Source organism: Luteimicrobium xylanilyticum (genome assembly GCF_009429125.1).
Lineage (GTDB): Bacteria > Actinomycetota > Actinomycetes > Actinomycetales > Cellulomonadaceae > Luteimicrobium > Luteimicrobium xylanilyticum.
In genome coordinates this window covers 4,180,565-4,197,224 of sequence record NZ_CP045529.1, presented here as the reverse complement: position 1 = coordinate 4,197,224, position 16,660 = coordinate 4,180,565, and the positions used below count along the sequence as shown (strand labels likewise).

16 protein-coding genes and 3 tRNA genes are annotated in these 16,660 nt (G+C 71.4%); 10 read left to right on the top strand and 9 right to left on the bottom strand.

From position 1 onward, the window contains the following. The first annotated feature begins 5 nt into the window (after positions 1–5). The 4 genes from KDY119_RS18720 (at position 6) to KDY119_RS18710 (ending at position 1,281) form a co-directional block, all read left to right on the top strand. Positions 6–878 (top strand): DUF3566 domain-containing protein, encoded by an 873-nt coding sequence (locus tag KDY119_RS18720; RefSeq protein WP_227994441.1) that lies wholly within the window; start codon positions 6–8, stop codon positions 876–878. A 90-nt stretch (positions 879–968) separates the two neighbouring features. Beyond that, a tRNA-Ile gene (locus KDY119_RS18715) sits at positions 969–1,045 on the top strand. Positions 1,046–1,069: 24 nt separating this feature from the next. Further along, positions 1,070–1,189, top strand: coding sequence for a DLW-39 family protein (locus KDY119_RS19265; protein ID WP_227994440.1), 120 nt, complete (start codon positions 1,070–1,072; stop codon positions 1,187–1,189). Positions 1,190–1,205: 16 nt separating this feature from the next. Beyond that, a tRNA-Ala gene (locus tag KDY119_RS18710) sits at positions 1,206–1,281 on the top strand. Positions 1,282–1,463: 182 nt separating this feature from the next. Here KDY119_RS18710 and KDY119_RS18705 read toward each other — a convergent pair. Beyond that, complete coding sequence (locus KDY119_RS18705; RefSeq protein ID WP_051137001.1) at positions 1,464–2,501, bottom strand: YtxH domain-containing protein; 1,038 nt, start codon at positions 2,499–2,501, stop codon at positions 1,464–1,466. Between the two features lie 91 nt (positions 2,502–2,592). Here KDY119_RS18705 and KDY119_RS18700 point away from each other — a divergent pair, with 91 nt between their 5' ends. Together KDY119_RS18700 and KDY119_RS18695 are read left to right on the top strand one after the other, a co-directional pair. Further along, entirely contained in the window at positions 2,593–3,132 is a 540-nt protein-coding gene (locus tag KDY119_RS18700; protein ID WP_036955308.1) for a peptidylprolyl isomerase, read from the top strand. A gap of 179 nt (positions 3,133–3,311) precedes the next feature. Beyond that, a complete protein-coding gene (locus tag KDY119_RS18695) occupies positions 3,312–4,010 on the top strand; it encodes a rhomboid family intramembrane serine protease (protein WP_227994439.1) in 699 nt (232 codons plus the stop codon). Positions 4,011–4,136: 126 nt separating this feature from the next. Here KDY119_RS18695 and KDY119_RS18690 read toward each other — a convergent pair whose 3' ends face one another. Further along, on the bottom strand, positions 4,137–4,409 hold the full coding sequence (locus KDY119_RS18690) for a cell division protein CrgA (RefSeq protein WP_036955311.1): 273 nt from the start codon (positions 4,407–4,409) through the stop codon (positions 4,137–4,139). A gap of 146 nt (positions 4,410–4,555) precedes the next feature. On the opposite strand from KDY119_RS18690, the gene KDY119_RS18685 reads away from it, so the two are divergent. From KDY119_RS18685 to KDY119_RS18675, 3 genes are all read left to right on the top strand, one after another. Continuing rightward, positions 4,556–5,389: a DUF881 domain-containing protein gene (locus tag KDY119_RS18685; RefSeq protein WP_083891263.1), complete on the top strand. Its 834-nt coding sequence runs from the start codon at positions 4,556–4,558 to the stop codon at positions 5,387–5,389. A 126-nt stretch (positions 5,390–5,515) separates the two neighbouring features. Next, positions 5,516–5,695: a hypothetical protein gene (locus KDY119_RS18680; protein ID WP_036955314.1), complete on the top strand. Its 180-nt coding sequence runs from the start codon at positions 5,516–5,518 to the stop codon at positions 5,693–5,695. Further along, complete coding sequence (locus KDY119_RS18675; RefSeq protein ID WP_036955317.1) at positions 5,692–6,324, top strand: aminodeoxychorismate/anthranilate synthase component II; 633 nt, start codon at positions 5,692–5,694, stop codon at positions 6,322–6,324. The genes KDY119_RS18680 and KDY119_RS18675 overlap by 4 nt, the downstream gene beginning before the upstream one ends. Before the next feature lie 89 nt (positions 6,325–6,413). Here the strand turns inward: KDY119_RS18675 and pknB are convergent, their stop codons facing one another. Genes pknB through KDY119_RS18640 form a run of 7 tightly spaced genes read right to left on the bottom strand, consistent with a single transcriptional unit; the run spans position 6,414 to position 15,831 of the window. Next, positions 6,414–8,570 carry a Stk1 family PASTA domain-containing Ser/Thr kinase gene (pknB, locus tag KDY119_RS18670; RefSeq protein WP_153022641.1) on the bottom strand — a complete coding sequence of 719 codons (2,157 nt, stop codon included), beginning with the start codon at positions 8,568–8,570 and terminating at the stop codon, positions 6,414–6,416. Further along, positions 8,571–10,034, bottom strand: a complete 1,464-nt coding sequence (locus KDY119_RS18665) for a serine/threonine-protein kinase (protein ID WP_153022640.1) — start codon at positions 10,032–10,034, stop codon at positions 8,571–8,573. Further along, on the bottom strand, positions 10,031–11,485 hold the full coding sequence (locus KDY119_RS18660; protein ID WP_036955320.1) for a peptidoglycan D,D-transpeptidase FtsI family protein: 1,455 nt from the start codon (positions 11,483–11,485) through the stop codon (positions 10,031–10,033). Before KDY119_RS18660 ends, KDY119_RS18665 begins: the two co-directional genes overlap by 4 nt. Beyond that, the gene (locus KDY119_RS18655; RefSeq protein WP_051137048.1) at positions 11,482–13,053 is read right to left on the bottom strand and encodes an FtsW/RodA/SpoVE family cell cycle protein; all 1,572 of its coding nucleotides are present in this window, start codon (positions 13,051–13,053) and stop codon (positions 11,482–11,484) included. The genes KDY119_RS18660 and KDY119_RS18655 overlap by 4 nt, the downstream gene beginning before the upstream one ends. Continuing rightward, positions 13,053–14,483, bottom strand: a complete 1,431-nt coding sequence (locus KDY119_RS18650) for a PP2C family protein-serine/threonine phosphatase (protein WP_153022639.1) — start codon at positions 14,481–14,483, stop codon at positions 13,053–13,055. The genes KDY119_RS18655 and KDY119_RS18650 overlap by 1 nt, the downstream gene beginning before the upstream one ends. A 6-nt stretch (positions 14,484–14,489) precedes the next feature. Next, a complete protein-coding gene (locus KDY119_RS18645) occupies positions 14,490–15,056 on the bottom strand; it encodes an FHA domain-containing protein FhaB/FipA (protein ID WP_036955324.1) in 567 nt (188 codons plus the stop codon). Positions 15,057–15,066: 10 nt separating this feature from the next. Further along, positions 15,067–15,831 (bottom strand): FhaA domain-containing protein, encoded by a 765-nt coding sequence (locus KDY119_RS18640; RefSeq protein ID WP_036955327.1) that lies wholly within the window; start codon positions 15,829–15,831, stop codon positions 15,067–15,069. A 271-nt stretch (positions 15,832–16,102) separates the two neighbouring features. On the opposite strand from KDY119_RS18640, the gene KDY119_RS18635 reads away from it, so the two are divergent. Further along, a tRNA-Leu gene (locus KDY119_RS18635) sits at positions 16,103–16,185 on the top strand. Positions 16,186–16,660: the final 475 nt, after the last annotated feature.

Sequence of the window (16,660 nt, the reverse complement as noted above, 5' to 3'; positions counted from 1 at the left end):
GCCGGATGACCGACGAGAAGCAGACCGCTCCCCCGGCGATCACACCGCAGTCGCCCGCACCGCGTCCCGACCTGCCGTCGGTGCAGGGCCCGATCGCCGTCCCGCCTCCCCCGCCATCGTCCGTCGCGACGGACGACCGGACGCACGAGCGCTACCAGGGCACCGCGCCGTCGGGCGCCACGGCCTCGCCGAGCGACGGCGGGACCGGGTCGGTGACCTCGACGATCGCCGCGATGCGGAAGGCCGCCAAGAAGGTGACGTCGGTGGTGACCGGCGAGGGTGGCCTCGAGACGGGCGCGACCCCGGTGGTCGACGCCCCGTCGGCTTCAGCCAAGCAGGCGCCCGCGCAGCAGCCCGTCCGCCAGTCGGCCGTGCAGCCGTCGGCCGCGCCCCAGCAGCAGGCGTACGCCTACGCCGGCACGGCGGCGGCCTACCAGGGCGCCCCTGCTCAGCCGCAGGCCCAGCCCCAGCCACAGGCACAGGCGCCGCTCCAGACGACGGCGTCGCACGCGGGGTCCGCGCGTCGCGTCCGTCTCGTGGTCTCGCGGGTGAACCCGTGGTCGGTCATGAAGATGGCGTTCCTGCTGTCCATCGCGATCGGCATCATCACGGTCGTGGCGGCCGCGGTCGTCTGGACGATCCTCAACGGGATGCACCTGTTCGCGAACGTCAACGACCTCGTCGAGTCGGTCGTGGGCGACGAGACGCAGGTCAACGTGCTCCAGTACGTGGCGTTCTCACGGACCATGTCGATGGCGACGCTGATCGCGGTCGCGAACATCGTCCTCATCACGGCGCTCTCGACGCTCGGCGCGTTCCTGTACAACATTGCCGCCGCCCTCGTCGGTGGGGTGCACGTCACTCTCACGGACGACTGATCGGTTTGGGGGACGCGGCGCACCTGGGGTAGTCTCGGTGCGCCGCAACCCGCCGACGGCCGTTCATCACGGTCGCGACGTAGCGCGCACGGGCCTATAGCTCAGACGGTTAGAGCGCTTCGCTGATAACGAAGAGGTCAGAGGTTCAAGTCCTCTTAGGCCCACCACCGGAACCCATCGAAGGGGGACGTATGAAGAAGCTCCTGCTGCTCCTGATCGCCGCGGGCGTCGGCATCCTCGTCTGGCGCAAGGTGTCGGACGACGGCGGCGCACGCGATCTCTGGGCCGAGGTCACCGACACTTTCGAGTGACCGCGGTTCCGCGTTCGGGGCCATGGCGCAATTGGTAGCGCACCTGCTTTGCAAGCAGGGGGTTAGGGGTTCGAGTCCCCTTGGCTCCACCACCCGAGAAGGGCCGCCGACTTTCGTCGGCGGCCCTTCTCGCTTTCCCCGAGGCCACGCGGGTGACCTCGCGGACGGCCCGGCGGACTGGCCGCGGCACCGGCCAGGGACGTGTCGGACGCGCGCGGCGACCTGGACGTCTTGCTGGACGTGGTGCTCCGTGGCGTGACGACCGAAGGAGCGGTCAGGAGTCCTTCTTCTCCGAGTCCACGCCCGTGATGGTCTCGGCGGCCTTGTCGGCAGCCGACTCGACGGTGTCCGAGGCCTTGTCGGCCTTGTCGGCTGCCGTGTCCTGGGCCCTACGGGTCCTGGTCGTCGCCTTCGAGGCTGCCTTCTTGGTGGCGCTGACAGCCTTGTCCGTGGCCTCGGAGACCTTGTCCGTCAGGTCCTCCGTCGCGTCGCTGACCTTCTCGCTGAGGTCTCCGGCGGCGTCGGCGACCTTGTCACGCGCCTCACGACCGCGAGCCACCGTCGCGCCGGCCGCCTCGCCGACGGCCTCCGCGGCGTCTCCCGCGGCCGACTTGGTGTTGTCGACGAACGCGCCGAAGCTGTGCGACGGCGTCGGGCCGGGCTCGGCCCACGGGTCGACCTGGGGGCGGGACCGGCGCCAGGCGGCAAAGGCTGCCGCACCTGCGGCCAGGAGACCGAAGAACCACCACTTCTTGTGGGACTTGCCGCCGGCGTCCGCTGCCTTCTGTGCGGCCTTGTCGGCGGCCTTCGACGCCTTGGAGGATGCCGAGTCCACGGCCTTGCGCACCGCGTCAGCACCACCGACGGTCTCGGCACCGACGGACTCGGCCGCTGCCTTGGCGACGTCCGCGACCTTCTCGGGTGCCTTGTTGATCGCGTCAGCACTGACGGTCAGCCCGACCGAGGTGGCCTTGCCGGCGCCCTCACCGGCCTGAGCGGCGAGAGCGTTGATGCGGGCGACGATGCGGGGGAGGAACTCGTCGATCAGGCGGTCGTGCGCCGTGTCGATCACGGGTGCGGCCATCACGGCGGCCTTCTCGACCTGCGGGGCCGCTGCCTGCAGGCTCTGGTGGTACGCGTCCTCGACGCGCGGCTTGAGCCACTCGAGGAACGCCTCGACCCGCGGGGTGGTCCAGTCCATGGCCGCGACGGCGGCGTCCTTCGCGGCGAAGGCCGCGTCCTGGGCCTGGCCGGCGATCTGCGCCGCCTGGTCCTTGAGGTGCTCGGTATCCACCGCGGTGCGCTTTGCCATGGGTGCTCCCACTCCTGACGTGTTCTGGTGACGGTCTCTGACCTCCCACTCTGCCACCGAGTCGTCCAGGCTCGCATGCGAGAATGGCCGCATGTTCGCAACCCTGCACACGAACGCCGGGGACATCCGGCTCGAGCTCCTCGAGAACCACGCACCCAAGACGGTGGCGAACTTCACCGGGCTCGCCACCGGCAGCAAGACGTGGACCGACCCCCGCACGGGGGCCGAGCGCAACGACCCGCTGTACGACGGCGTGGTCTTCCACCGCGTCATCGACGACTTCATGATCCAGGGCGGCGACCCGCTCGGCACCGGAACCGGTGGCCCGGGCTACACGTTCAACGACGAGATCCACCCCGAGCTGCAGTTCGACCAGCCGTACCTGCTCGCCATGGCGAACGCCGGCAAGCGCCGCAACCCGGTCTCGGGCGAGGTCGAGGGCACCAACGGGTCGCAGTTCTTCATCACGACGGTCGCCACGCCGTGGCTCACCGGCAAGCACACGATCTTCGGCCGGGTCGCGGACGACGAGAGCCGCGCCGTCGTCGACGCGATCGGCAAGACGCCGGTGCGCCCGGGGGACCGTCCGGTCGACGACGTCGTCATCCAGTCGGTCACGATCGAGGACTGAGACTGTCCGCGCCGACGCCGCCCGGCCCCTACGGGCCGGGCGGTTCTGCACCTGCCGAGGTACCTGTGTGCCCGCGGCACCCGGACCGGGTGTCGTACGTGCGGTGCCAGCGCTGCGGGCGTCCTGCGTGTCCTGAGTGCCAGCGGCCCGCGGCGGTCGGGATCCAGTGCGTCGACTGCGTGCGCCAGGGTCAGAAGGCCGTGCCGGCGCAGCGGACCGCTTACGGCGCGCGGGTCCGCTCCGGTCGCCCCGTCGTGACGTTCACCCTGATCGGCATCTGCGCCGTGAGCTGGATCCTCCAGCTCGTCACGAACGGGTCCTGGACCCAGCGGTGGGCGTTCGCGCCGTTCATCGCGCACGACGAGCCGTGGCGCTTCCTGACGACGGCGTTCCTCCACAGCACGAACCCGCTGCACATCCTGTTCAACATGTACGCGCTGTGGGTGATGGGCCAGTTCCTCGAGCCGTTGCTCGGCCGCGCGCGGTTCCTCACGCTCTTCCTGCTGACGGCCGTCGCCGGCTCGGTGGGTGTGCTCCTGCTCGCCGGAGGCCCGCACGACCGCGCCTGGTACACCGCGGCGATCGGAGCGTCGGGCGCCGTCTTCGGCCTCTTCGGCGCGGCCATCCCGGTGCTGCGTCAACGCGGGTTGCAGGCCACCCAGATGGTCGGCCTGATCGTCGTGAACTTCGCGCTCGGGTTCTTCATAGCGAACATCGCGTGGCAGGCCCACCTCGGTGGCATGGTCGCGGGTTTCGCCCTGGGTGCGGCCTTCGCGTACGCGCCTCGGGAGCGGCGCGCGCTCGTCGGCTGGGGTGCCTCGGCGCTGCTGCTCGTCGTGCTGGTCGTCCTCGCGGCGGTCAAGTACGGCGCGGTGTGACCGAGTTATCCACAGGCTGGGCGTCTCTCCCCAGGGTTACTCACAGATGTGGAGTTACATCGGTGTAGTTATCCACACCGTCATCCACCTCTGGGGACATCGTCGCCGATGCCCCCAGCCGGAGGATCACTTCCAGCGTGTGAGCATCCCGAAGCCGGTGATCATGAGGCCGAAGCCGATCAGCAGGTTCCAGCGGCCGATCGGGGGGATCGGCAGGTCGGCCTTCCCGCTCGTCAGGTAGAACACGACGACCCACGCGAGCCCCACCAGCATCAGCGCCAGGACCACCGGGACGAACCAGGCCGGGTTGCCGGTCTGGTGCCGGGCCGACGGGACGGACACAGCGGCGGTCGAGCCACTGCTGGCGGACTTCTTCTTGCGGCGCTTGGACTCGGGCACGAGGTGTGTTCCTTGCTCTGGCGGCCGGTGGCCGACGATCGGTTCTCACGGGCGGGCGTCGTCGGCATCGTCGTCGACACCCGTGGTGCGCCCAGCGTAGCGGGCCGTGCAAGGAGCACCGAGCCGCTCCTGCGACAATGGGCGCCATGACCGCTCCCGAGGGCACGCGGCACCGCGAGAGCCACGACCCCGCCGTCGACGCACACAGCGGCGTCGTCGCCGCCGTGCGCGCTCGCCTCGCGCCGCGACGCCTGCGGGCGGCGCTGTCCGTCGCGCTCGTCCTCGCGCTCGCGGGGGTGCTCTTCACGGCGTCGGCGCAGCTCGCGCGCGGCACCGAACGGCGTCATCCGGAGGACCTCCCGCAGCTCGTCGAGTCCGAGTCGGACCGGGCCGACGCGCTTGCCGCTAAGGTCCAGGGCCTCCAGTCCCAGGTGGACCGGCTCACCGCAGCCGAGCCGGGAGCCGTCCCCACCGGCGACGCCGACACCATGGAGAACAGCGGCGTCGAGGCGGGACTCGTGCCCGTCGACGGCCCCGGCGTCGTGGTCTCGCTCACCGACGCGCCCACGACGGGGAACTACCCCGCGGAGATCACGCCCGACGACCTCGTCGTCCACCAGCAGGACGTGCAGGCCGTCATCAACGCGCTCTGGGCCGGGGGAGCGGAGGCCATGATGCTGCAGGACCAGCGGGTCACCGCGACCACCGCGTTCCGCTGCGTCGGCAACGTCCTCTCGCTCGGCGGCCGGCTCTACTCACCGCCCTTCAAGGTCAGCGCGATCGGCGACCCGGACGCGTTGCGCGCCGCTCTCGACCGCTCGCCCGAGATCGCGATCTACAAGCAGTACGTGCAGGCGGTCGACCTCGGCTGGAGCGTCAAGGACGACGACCACCTCGCGCTGCCCGCCGCGCCGCCGTCGTCCCTCGAGTACGCGACCGTCCCGAAGGGCACGGACCCGTTCTCCGACGCCTCGAAGTAGTACGGCGGCCCGAATACTTCGCGAGGTAGTACGGCGGCCGGTATACCTCGCGGTGGACGGCTTCCGGTCGGTCGCGGGCGGTGGGGGATACTGGGAACCCACCCGTCGGACGAACCGAGGACCAACATGTACGGAGCCCTGTGGCGGCTGCTGCCCGGCCCTGCGTGGCTGCGTGTGCTCCTGCTCGCGGCCCTCGCCGCCCTCGCGGTCGTCGTGCTCTTCCGCTGGGTGTTCCCGGCGATCGAGCCCTACATGCCGTTCGACGAGCAGACCGTCGTGGACACCACCCCCGGAGCCACCCCATGAGCAGCCCCCGCATCCTCGTCGTCGACAACTACGACTCGTTCGTCTACACGATCGTCGGGTACCTGGACCAGCTCGGCGCCGAGACCGTGGTCGTGCGGAACGACGCCGTGCCCCCGCTCGAGGAGCGCGGCGGCTTCGACGGCGTGCTGATCTCGCCCGGCCCCGGAGAACCCAAGGGCGCGGGTGACTCGCTCGACGTCATCCGCGACTGCGCGGCGTCCGGCACCCCGCTGCTCGGCGTGTGCCTGGGCCATCAGGCGCTGGGGGAGGCGTTCGGCGCCACGGTCACGCACGCCCCCGAGCTCATGCACGGCAAGACGAGCCTGGTGGAGCACGAGGGGCACGGCGTGCTGGCGGGCCTGCCCGACCCCTTCACGGCGACCCGGTACCACTCGCTCGCCGTCCTGCGGGACACCGTCCCCGACGAGCTCGAGATCACGGCACAGACCGCGAGCGGGGTCGTGATGGGCCTCCAGCACCGCACTCTCCCGCTGCACGGCGTCCAGTTCCACCCCGAGTCCGTGCTCACCCAGGGCGGCCATCGGCTCCTCGCGAACTGGCTCGAGGTCTGCGGCTCCGACGACGCCGTCGCGCGGTCGGAGGGGCTCGCGCCGCTCGTGCGCCGCTGAGGCGCCTCTCCCTCCCGACGACGACGGCCCGGCACCTCCGCGACGGAGGTGCCGGGCCGTTCGTGGTCGCCGGACGAACCGGTGGTAGGTCAGAGGCCGAGGAAGTCCCTGATCTCGTCGGAGTAGTCGTCGCCACGGCCGAGGCCCTGGTTCTGGCCGCCGCCGTCACCCGTCCCGTCACCGGTGCCCTGGCCGTCGCCCGGGGTGGTCTGGCCGTCGCCCGGCGTCGCCGGACCGGACGAGACGATGAGCGTGACCGCGGCGTTCTCCTTGACCTTCGTCCCGGGCGCCGGGTCGGAGTTGATCACCGTGCCGGCCGGGGCGTCATTGGCCTGCATGGTCGGCCCGTTCGGGTCCACGTTGAGGCTCAGCCCACCGAGGCGGTTCTCCGCGTCCTCCTGGCTCATCCCGATGATGTCGCTGGGGATCTCGATGCTGTCGTCCTGCTCCTTGCCGATCACGAGCTTGATCCTCGTGCCCTGCTTCACCGAGCCGGCTGCAGGGGCCTGAGACAGGACTGTGCCGACCTTCGACTCGTCGTCGGTCTCCTGCTCCTCCGTGTCCGACTGCAGTCCGGCCTTGTCGAGCAGGGCGAGAGCCTCGTCCTTGGTCTTTCCGACCAGGTCGTCGAGCGTCACGAGACCGTTGGACACGTAGAGGACGATCTCGGTGCCCTTGTCGCGTACAGAACCAGCCTTGGGATCTGTACGTGTCACCGCGTCCAGCGCGACGTCCTTGCTGTTCTCGGAACGAACTTCGTCGGCGACGTCGAAGCCAGCGTCTTCGAGAGCCTGTCGTGCGTCGCTCTGCGACTTGCCCTTGACGTTCGGGACCTCGCCGGTCTTGGGGCCGGCCGAGAACCAGACCTTGACGGTGCTGTTCTCGTCGACCGAGGCGTCCTTCTTCGGGTCCTGCTTCGTGGCTTCGTCCGCAGGCTTGTCCGAGTCGTTGTCGACGAGGGGGTCCATCTTCAGATGAGCGGCCTCGAGCTTGTTCTCCGCATCGGCCTTGGACATGCCGATGACGCTGGGCACGGTGACCTTCTCGACCGGGGGCGTCTTGTTCGCGTTGATGAGCAGCATCGTGACGATCGCGGCCAGCGCGATCACACCGATGGTCACGAGCGTCCAGATGAGGCCCTTGTTGGACTTCTTCTTGGGTTCCTCGTCGCCGGGGCCGGCCTCGTCGGGGAAGACGGACGTCTGCGTGGGCGGCGGCACCGACGCCGGGGCGGGCGTCGCCCATCCCGCGGGCGTCGGCGCGAGGACCTGGGTGGCGCCGTCGAACGCGACGGTCGGGTTGGTGTCGGCGAACGCCGCACCGGCCGCCGCGCCTGCGGCCATCCCGGCCCCGAGCGCGCCGATCCCCGGCGCGGACACGGCACCGCCGCGCATCGCGGCGTCGAGGTCGCTGCGGAACTCCGCGGCCGAGCCGTAGCGCTGGTTGCGATCCTTGGTGAGGGCCTTGAGCGTGATGCGGTCGAGGACCTCGGGGACGTCGGGTGCGACGTCGGAGGGCTTCGGGGGGACCTCGCCGACGTGCTGGTACGCGACGGCCACGGGGGAGTCGCCCTGGAACGGCGGGCGACCCGTGAGCAGCTCGAACAGCAGGCAGCCGGTCGAGTAGAGGTCGCTGCGCGCGTCGACGGTCTGGCCGAGAGCCTGCTCGGGGGACAGGTACTGCGCGGTACCGACGACGGCCTGCGTCTGCGTCATCGTGGCGGCGGAGTCCGCCATCGCGCGCGCGATGCCGAAGTCCATCACCTTGACCGCGCCCGTGGGCGTGATCATGACGTTCGCGGGCTTGATGTCGCGGTGGACGATGCCCGCGTGGTGCGAGTACTCGAGCGCCGACAGGACGCCCGACGTGATCTCGATGGCCTCGTCGATCGGCACGGCATGGCCGTCGCGCAGGATGTCACGGACCGTGTGGCCCTCGACGTACTCCATGACGATGAACGGCGTGTGCGTCGTCTGCCCGGACGCGGCGTCGGTCTGCACGTCTTCGCCCGTGTCGTAGACGGCGACGACGGCCGGGTGGTTGAGCGAGGCCGCGGCCTGTGCCTCCCGGCGGAAGCGGGCCAGGAACGACGGGTCGCGTGCGAGGTCGGCGCGGAGGATCTTGATCGCGACGGTGCGACCGAGCCGCGCATCGTGCCCGATGTGCACCTCGGCCATGCCGCCACGACCGATCAGCTCGCCGACCTGGTAACGGCCGGCGAGGATCCGCTGCGGGTTCTCCACCACCTACGTGTCCTTCTCGTTCGACGGGTAGCCCAGGGCGTGCGGGGACGCCATGGACAGGAAGATCATCCCATCCCCGTGGGGATGCAGGTCCAAGCCCTCGGAGCGGTCGTGCCCTTTGGCACCTCCGAGGATGGCCGCCACCAGGACGACCAGCACGAGCACGACGAGCGCCACGGCGGGCCAGGGGAAGCCCCCGAGCCGCATCCCGAAGATGCCCGGAAGGCTGCGCGGCCCCGCAGTCCCGCCTGAGCGCCCTGCCAGGCCGACTCCCTGGGCAGCACGTGCGGCGGCGCGGGTCGCGGGGACCTCGGTCGGCGCGACCGCCTCGGCCTCGCCACCGAACAGGTCGGGTGCCGCGGACCGGGGGGAGCGGGCCGGAGTGGTCGCGTGCGCCGTCGGGCGCCGGGAGGACGGACGTTCCGCGACGTGCTCGCGGTGGCGCCCCGCCGGCCGGGCCGACGACCGTTCGGCGGCCCGGGACTGCACGACACGCCGCGACGGGTACGCGCGCGGGGCGTCGTCCTCCGCCGGCTGGGTGCGGGCTTCCGGTTTCGCCGCGGCGGAGCGCGGCGGCCAGGCACGTTGCTCCGGGGGTGCGGTGATCGTCGAGGTGGCGCGAGGACCTGCGCTGCGCCGCGACCGGGCGAGGCGCAGGCCGATCTCCTCGAGGGTGTCGGCCAGCTCGGCAGCGCTGGAGGGGCGCCGCATCGGGTCCTTGGCGAGCATCGACAGGACGAGCGCGCCGAGCTCCTTGTCGACGGTCGCCGGGAGCGCGGGCACGGGCTGGTTGACGTGCGCGACCGCGATGTCGACCGGCGTCGGCCCCGTGAACGGCCGCCGCCCCACCAACGACTCGTAGGCGACGATCCCGAGCGCGTACAGGTCCGACGCCGGGGTCGCGGGCTTCCCGATGGCCTGCTCGGGCGACAGGTACTGGGCGGTGCCCATGACCATGCCGGTCGCCGTCATCGGGACCTGGTTGGACGCGAGCGAGACGCCGAAGTCGGTGAGCTTCACGCCTCCCGCGCGCGCGAGCAGGATGTTGCCCGGCTTCACGTCGCGGTGCACGACGCCGGCCTCGTGCGCAGCCGCGAGACCGCGCGCGGCCTTGGTGAGGATGGGGACCAGGCGGTGGGCCTGCAGGACGGGCTCGCGCTCGAGCAGGTCGGACATCGGCTCGCCGATGACGAGCTCCATGACGAGGTACCCCGAGCCGGCCTGCTCGCCGTAGTCGTACATCTGGGCGATGCCGGGGTGGGACAGGCGCGCGTTGTTCCGCGCCTCGGTCCGCAGGCGCTGGAGGAAGTCGACGTTGCCGGCGAACTCCTCGCGCAGCACCTTCACCGCGACCTCGCGACCGAGCGCGGTGTCCGTCGCGACCCACACCTCGCCCATGCCGCCCACGGCGATGCGCCGCACGAGGCGGTAGCGGTTGCCCAGCGAGAGGCCCTGCGTCGGCTTCATCCGTTCAGCACCGCTTCCATGACGGCCTTCGCGATCGGGGCGGCGGTCGCGCCGCCCGTGCCCTCGGCGCCCTGCTGACCGCCGTGCTCGACGATCACCGCGACCGCGACCTTGGGGTCGTCGGCGGGCGCGAAACCGGTGAACCACGCGTGCGGGGGCTGGCCCGGCGTGTTCTCCGCGGTGCCGGTCTTCCCGGCGACCGTCACGCCCGGGATCTGGGCGGCGACGCCGGTCCCGGACCGCACGACGTCCTCCATCATGCTCTTGAGCTCGTCCGCGGTGTGCTCGGACACCGAGGTGCGGAGCGTGGACGGCGACGTCTTCGACACGACCCGCAGCGACGAGTCCCGGACCGTGTCCACGAGGTACGGCGCCATCTGCTTGCCGCCGTTGGCGATCGCCGCCGACACCATGGCGATCTGCAACGGCGTGACGCGGTCGTCGCCCTGCCCGATCGACTGGCGCATCAGCTCGGCGTCGTCGGTCGTCGGAGGGAAGTGGCTCTGGGTCACCGTCATCGGGATGGAGAGCGGGGTGTCGAAACCGAACTTCTTCGCCTGCTCGACCATCGCGTCGTTCCCGACCTTCACCCCGAGACCGGCGAAGGCGGTGTTGCACGACATCTCGAGGGCGGCGTCGAGCGTCATCTTGCCGCTCGACGAGCAGACCTCGTCGGCGAAGTTCTTGAGCTCCTTCGAGGAGCCGGGGTACTTCAGCCGGTGCGGCGCGGCGATGACGGTGTCGGGCGTGTAGTCGCCCGACTCCAGCGCGGCGGCGGACGTGACCAGCTTGAACGTCGACCCGGGCGGGTACGTGTCGCCTGCGATCGCCCGGTTGGTCAGGGGTGACCCGTCGTCGTTGAGCAGCTTCTGCCAGTTCTTGTTGACCTTCGCGGTGTCGTGCCCGGCGAGCTGGTTCGGGTCGTACGACGGCGACGAGTACAGCGCGAGGATCTTGCCGGTCTTCGGCTCGATGGCGACGACGGCGCCCTTCTGGTCTCCGAGGGCCTTCGCCGCGGCCTCCTGCGCCTTCGCGTCGAGCGTGAGCTCGACGGAGGCGCCCTGCTGCTGCTCGCCCGTCACGAGCTGACGGAGCCGCTGCATCCACAGCTCGTCCGCGGTCCCGTTGAGCGCCGAGTTCTCCGAGGCCTCGATCATGGTCGGGGCGAAGACCAACGAGTAGTAGCCCGTGACGGCCGCGTACAGCGAGCCGTCCGTGTACTTGCGCTGGAACTTGAACGGGTCGTCCACGGGTGTCGACAGCGCGACGGACTTCCCGTCCACGACGATCGGGCCACGGAAGACGCCGTACGCCCGGTACAGCGTGCGCACGTTGCGGCCGTCGTTGTTGAGCTTGTCGGCCTGGAAGAACTGGTGGTACGTCGTCGCACCCATGAGGACGAGCACCATGGCGAGGACGACCGTCGCGAGACGGCGGATCGGGACGTTCATCCGCGGGCCACCTCCCCGTTCGCGTCGTCACCCGGCGGGGGCGGCGGGGGAGGGGACGGCCTGACGACCTCGGTGACCTGCGTGCCGGCCTCCGGGGTGGTCGGCACGACGGGCTCGAGCGCGCCGGGACCGGTGGGGTCGTCGTCGGGCAGGATGCCGCCGGGGGCGACCTGGCCGCGTTCGGGAGCCAGGGAGGGCCGCCGAGCGCTGTCGGAGATCCGCAGCAGCAGGCCGATGACCAGCCAGTTCGCGAGCAGCGACGAGCCGCCCTGCGCGACGAAGGGCATCGTCAGGCCGGTCAGCGGGATGACCCGCGTGACCCCGCCGACGACGACGAAGAGCTGCCACGCCATCGTGAACGCGAGGCCGGCCGCGAGCAGCTTGCCGAACCCGTCCCGCACGCCGAGGGCGGTGCGCAGGCCGCGCTGCACGAGGATCAGGTAGACCATGAGGATCGCGAGCATCCCCGTCAGGCCGAGCTCCTCGCCGAGCGACGTGTAGATGAAGTCGGAGAACGCGTAGGGCACCAGGTAGGGATAGCCGGCGCCCCACCCGGTGCCGAACAGCCCGCCGTTGGCGAGTCCGAACAGTCCGCGCACGAGCTGGCCCGAGCCGGGTGCGGCGTTGTAGACGTCGGTGTCGAACGCGTGCAGCCAGATGTCGAAGCGGACCTGGACGTGCGCGAACGCGCTGGCCGCGAAGACCGCACCTGCGCCCATGAGCACGAGACCGATGAGCACCCAGGAGAAGCGCTGCGTCGCGATGTAGAGCATCGCGACGAACAGGCCGAAGAACAGCAGCGACGTGCCGAGGTCCGTCTCGGCGACGAGGACGAGGATCGAAGCCGCCCAGACCACGAGGATCGGGCCGAGATCCTGGAGCCGGGGGAGCTGGAGCCCCATCACCCTCGGGCCGGCGAGCGCGAGCGTGTCACGGTGCGTCACGAGGTAGCCCGCGAAGAAGATCGCGAACGCGATCTTCGCGAGCTCCGCGGGCTGCAGCGACAGCGGGCCGAGCGCCACCCAGATGTGGGCGCCGTTGATGGTCCGCCCGACGTGCGGGATCAGCGGGAGGATCACGAGCCCCAGACCCACGAGCATCGCGATGTACGTGTAGCGGCGCAGCAGACGGTGGTCCTTGAGGAACCACACGACCGCCAGCGCGGCGATCACGGCGATCGCGGTCCACTCGAGCTGGCGTCCCGCGAGGTCGTGCGGCTTCGCGCTCGACTGCGACGCCAGGTCGAGCCGGTAGATCATGGCGAGGCCGATCCCGTTGAGCGCGAGCGTCGCGGGGAGGATGACCTGGTCGGCGTACGGCGCCTTCCAGCGCAGGATGAGGTGCGCGACCAGGGCGACCGCGACGAACCCGAGGGCCTGCGCATAGAAGTCGCCGGGCAGCCGGTCCACGACCTTGATGCTGACCAGCGCGTACGCGCCGATGCCGATCGCGAGCGCGACGACCAGGAGGCCCAGCTCGGCCCGCCGGCCCGGCCGGGGGAGCGTGGCCTCGTCGTCGGCGCCCGGGAGCTCGGCGCCCCGGACAGGCGCGTGCGCGACGGCGGCCATCACTTGCCCTCGCCCTTCGTCGCCGGGCCGTGCGTGGTCTTGATCGTCGGCTTGGTGGGCGGTGTCGTCGTGGTCGGAGTCGAGGGGGGCGCCGTCGTGGCAGGTGTCGCGGGCGTGAGCGTCGGGGTCGGGGTCGTCGTCGGCTCCGGCGTCGTCCCGTCTGTCGCGACCTGGGCGGCGCGGGTCCGCGCGTCGGACAGGGACGTCGCGGGGATCGTGTCGGACAGGCGGTCCTGGACGTAGGACGGGAGCGAGTCGACCGCCGTGTCCGTGAGCTCGACCGGCGACGAGAGGTGCAGCGGGCCGATGTTCTGCGGCACGCCCTGGAAGACGGCGACCTTGCCCTCGGACTCGCCCACGAAGTACTGGTTCTGCGTCCACCCGTACGCCGCATACCCGCCGCCGAGGATCGCGAGGACCAGGACGAGCGTGATCGTGGCGCCGAGCGCGCGCCGTCGGGCCTTGCCCTTGCCCGGCTCCGCGGCCAGCGCGGCCGCGGCCTCGTCGGCCTCCGGGTCGTCGTTCACGCCCGGCGCGCCCTCGGTCTCGGTCCCGTCCTCCGTCCCGAGCGCCGCGGTCCCGGGCACGAGGTCGTCGCGCGAGGCGCTGCCCACGACCTCGGGGCTCGTCGGGAGGGGCTCGTCGGCGAGAGCGTCCGCGGGGTGCGGTACCGCGCCCTCGACCGGGTGCTCGGTGTCGGCGTCGAGGTCGACGACGTCCGCGACGATCGCCGTCACGTTGTCCGTGGACCCCGCGCGCAGCGCGAGCTGGATGAGGGTGTCGGCGCACTCGCCCGGGTCGACGACCGAGATGAGGATCTGCGCGATCATGTCGGGCGTGACGAACCCGGACAGTCCGTCCGAGCACAGCAGCCACCGGTCGCCAGGGCGGGCCTCCCGGACCGACAGGTCGGGTGTCAGGTCGACCTCGAAGTCGCCCAGGACCCGCATGACGACGTTGCGCTGCGGGTGGTGCTCGGCGTCCTCGGGCGCGATGCGCCCCGTGTCGACGAGGTGCTGGACGAACGTGTGGTCCGTCGTGACCTGGGTGAGCTCGTCGTCGCGCAGCAGGTAGGCGCGCGAGTCGCCGAGGTGGGCCATCACGAGCTGGTTGCCGGCGCGCAGGATCGCCGTGACCGTCGTGCCCATGCCCGCGAGCTGTGGTTCCGCCTCGGACCGGTCGACGATCGCCTGCTTGGCTGCCTCGATGGCCTGCTCGAGCTCGGTCAGGGCACCGTCGGGCACGTGCTGGTGGCCGTCGAGCGGGACGAGGGAGCGGATCGCCAGCGTCGAGGCGATGTCGCCGCCCGCGTGGCCGCCCATGCCGTCGGCGACGGCCAGGAGGTCCGGGCCCGCATAGCCGGAGTCCTGGTTGTCGGCGCGCACGAGCCCGACGTCGGACCGTGCCGCGAAGCGCAGCGCGAGGTTCATCCGCGGCTACCCCTGCAGGACCATGGTCGTCTGGCCGATCCGGATCTCCTCGCCGGGCCGCACCGGCTCGGGAGCCTCGAGGCGGTGGCCCTCGAGGAACGTGCCGTTGGTCGAGCCGAGGTCCTCCACGAACCAGCCCCCGTTCTGCGGGAAGATCCGGGCGTGGCGTGACGACGAGTAGTCGTCGTCGAGCACGAGCGTGCAGGACGGCGCGCGCCCGATGAGCACCGCTGACGCCGACAGGGGGAGCGTCGTGCCGCGCAGCGCGCCCTCCGTCACGACGAGGCGCATCGACGCGCTCTGCGCCAGGGCGGGGGTGCGGGTCACGCCCGCGGCCGGGGTGGGTGCGGGGCTCGACGGCGCGTGGTGCGCTCCGACGACGACGGCGCCCTCCGCGCTCGGTGCCGACAGCACGCTCGGGACGTGAGGTGCGGCGTGGAGCTCGTCGGCGCGGGTGTGCGGCGGGCGGGGGTCGGCGAGGTCACGGCGCAGCACGCGGATCGAGAAGAGCACGAGGAGCCACAGCAGGACCAGGTAGCCGAGGCGCAGCAGGGTGAAGGTGAGCTCGCTCATCGAGTCCCGATCACCCGGCCTCGTCCGCGGCGCCCGTCCAGAACATGATGCGGGTCCGGCCGATCGTGAGGCTGTTCCCGTCGAGCAGCGTCGCCGCGGGAACCTGGTGGCCCTCGACGAACAGGCCGTTGGTGGAGCCGAGGTCGGTCGCGACGACGCCGTCGGGCGTGACCCGGATCTCCAGGTGGCGGCGCGAGACGCCGGGGTCGTCGACCACGATGTCCGCCTCCGAGCCGCGGCCGATGACCGTGACCGGGCCGGTCAGCAGGTAGCGCTGGCCGTCGATGTCGATGAGGGGGTGACGCAGGCTGGGCGTCGGCGCGCTCGGCACGGGGCCCTGGTGGTACGACGGCTGGCCGTGCGCCTGCTGGCCGTTGCCGTTCGGAGCGCTCGGCACCGCGCCGCGGACGCTCGCCGAGTGGACCTGGTACTGGCCCGGGTGGAGGCTGTCGTCCTCGTCGAACGTCACCGACACCGGTCCGACGAACGCGTAGTGCTGCTCGGCCGCGTGGTCGGTGACCGTCGCCGCGAGCTCGTCCGCGAGGGCCTCGGCTCCCCAGTCCTCGATGCGCGCGAAGTCGTCGGACGCGAGACGGATCGTGAACTCGTTGGGTGCGACGGCGCGGTCGCGGCCCACGACGGCCACGCGATCGTCGACCTCGCGGCGCAGCGCGCTCGCCAGGTCGACCGGCTTGACCTCGCCCCGACCGAGCTTGGCGAACGCGTTGTTGAAAGCGCGCTCCACGTTCTGCTCGAAGCGGTCCAGTACGCCCACGGCGCCTCCTCCCTCGGTCGTGCGGTGCGACGCCGGCTGCCCACGGATCAGGGCGGTGTCGCGGGTCCACGCGGTCGGTCACGCACGACTCTGCACGGGTGGGCATGGTCGCACGCCCTTAGATCGTAGCCAGCCAGGCGCGCGGGTCCCGACGCGGGGTGCGGGAGACCTGCGGACCGAATGCGGGGGCGGTGTGGAGATCCGCCCCTCACAAGGACCCGACCAGCGGGTTCGGAGGCCACCCGCGCTGCGTGCTAGTCTTCTTCGGCGCGCGCGAGTGGCGAAATGGCAGACGCGCTGGCTTCAGGTGCCAGTGCCCGCAAGGGCGTGGGGGTTCAAGTCCCCCCTCGCGCACAGTGGGGATGTTTCCGAGTCGGAGGCAGTCCCGTTTCCGAAACCCTCGGCCGGTTGATCCGGCCGGGGGTTTCGTCGTGTACGGGCGCCTCTTGGCGTGTTGGGGCGCCGGCGGGCTCGTCCGGGTGGCTGTGCGCGGGGCGCTGTGAAGCCCGTCGGCTCGGTTGCGACCGAGTTGGATGCGTGCGGGGGCGCGGCGACGTCGTTGTCGTCGGGTGGTGCTGTTACTGGGTTGTCGCCGGGGTGCTGGAGCTGCGGGGTGGTGCGTGGCTACGTTGCCCGCGGGTTCTGGTGTAGCGGCGGACCGGCCTGTCGTAGGTGGGTTCGTCGAGCTCGACGGCCCAGGGTTCGGGTTTGCCGCGGGAGACGTACCAGTGGTGCAGGTGGTGGGCGTTGTTGCCAGCGAGGGTCAGGGCGAGGAGCAGGGCGGTGGCGGTGCGACCGAGCATGCGGAAGAAGCCGCGGTTGAAGCGCC

Excerpts from the sequence above, each read along its gene's own strand:
- KDY119_RS18720 (WP_227994441.1), top strand. The coding sequence starts at position 6 with ATGACCGACGAGAAGCAGACCGCTCCCCCGGCGATCACACCGCAGTCG.
- KDY119_RS19265 (WP_227994440.1), top strand. The coding sequence starts at position 1,070 with ATGAAGAAGCTCCTGCTGCTCCTGATCGCCGCGGGCGTCGGCATCCTC.
- KDY119_RS18705 (WP_051137001.1), bottom strand. The coding sequence starts at position 2,501 with ATGGCAAAGCGCACCGCGGTGGATACCGAGCACCTCAAGGACCAGGCG.
- KDY119_RS18700 (WP_036955308.1), top strand. The coding sequence starts at position 2,593 with ATGTTCGCAACCCTGCACACGAACGCCGGGGACATCCGGCTCGAGCTC.
- KDY119_RS18685 (WP_083891263.1), top strand. The coding sequence starts at position 4,556 with ATGACCGCTCCCGAGGGCACGCGGCACCGCGAGAGCCACGACCCCGCC.
- KDY119_RS18680 (WP_036955314.1), top strand. The coding sequence starts at position 5,516 with ATGTACGGAGCCCTGTGGCGGCTGCTGCCCGGCCCTGCGTGGCTGCGT.
- KDY119_RS18675 (WP_036955317.1), top strand. The coding sequence starts at position 5,692 with ATGAGCAGCCCCCGCATCCTCGTCGTCGACAACTACGACTCGTTCGTC.
- KDY119_RS18665 (WP_153022640.1), bottom strand. The coding sequence starts at position 10,034 with ATGAAGCCGACGCAGGGCCTCTCGCTGGGCAACCGCTACCGCCTCGTG.
- KDY119_RS18660 (WP_036955320.1), bottom strand. The coding sequence starts at position 11,485 with ATGAACGTCCCGATCCGCCGTCTCGCGACGGTCGTCCTCGCCATGGTG.
- KDY119_RS18655 (WP_051137048.1), bottom strand. The coding sequence starts at position 13,053 with ATGGCCGCCGTCGCGCACGCGCCTGTCCGGGGCGCCGAGCTCCCGGGC.
- KDY119_RS18650 (WP_153022639.1), bottom strand. The coding sequence starts at position 14,483 with ATGAACCTCGCGCTGCGCTTCGCGGCACGGTCCGACGTCGGGCTCGTG.
- KDY119_RS18645 (WP_036955324.1), bottom strand. The coding sequence starts at position 15,056 with ATGAGCGAGCTCACCTTCACCCTGCTGCGCCTCGGCTACCTGGTCCTG.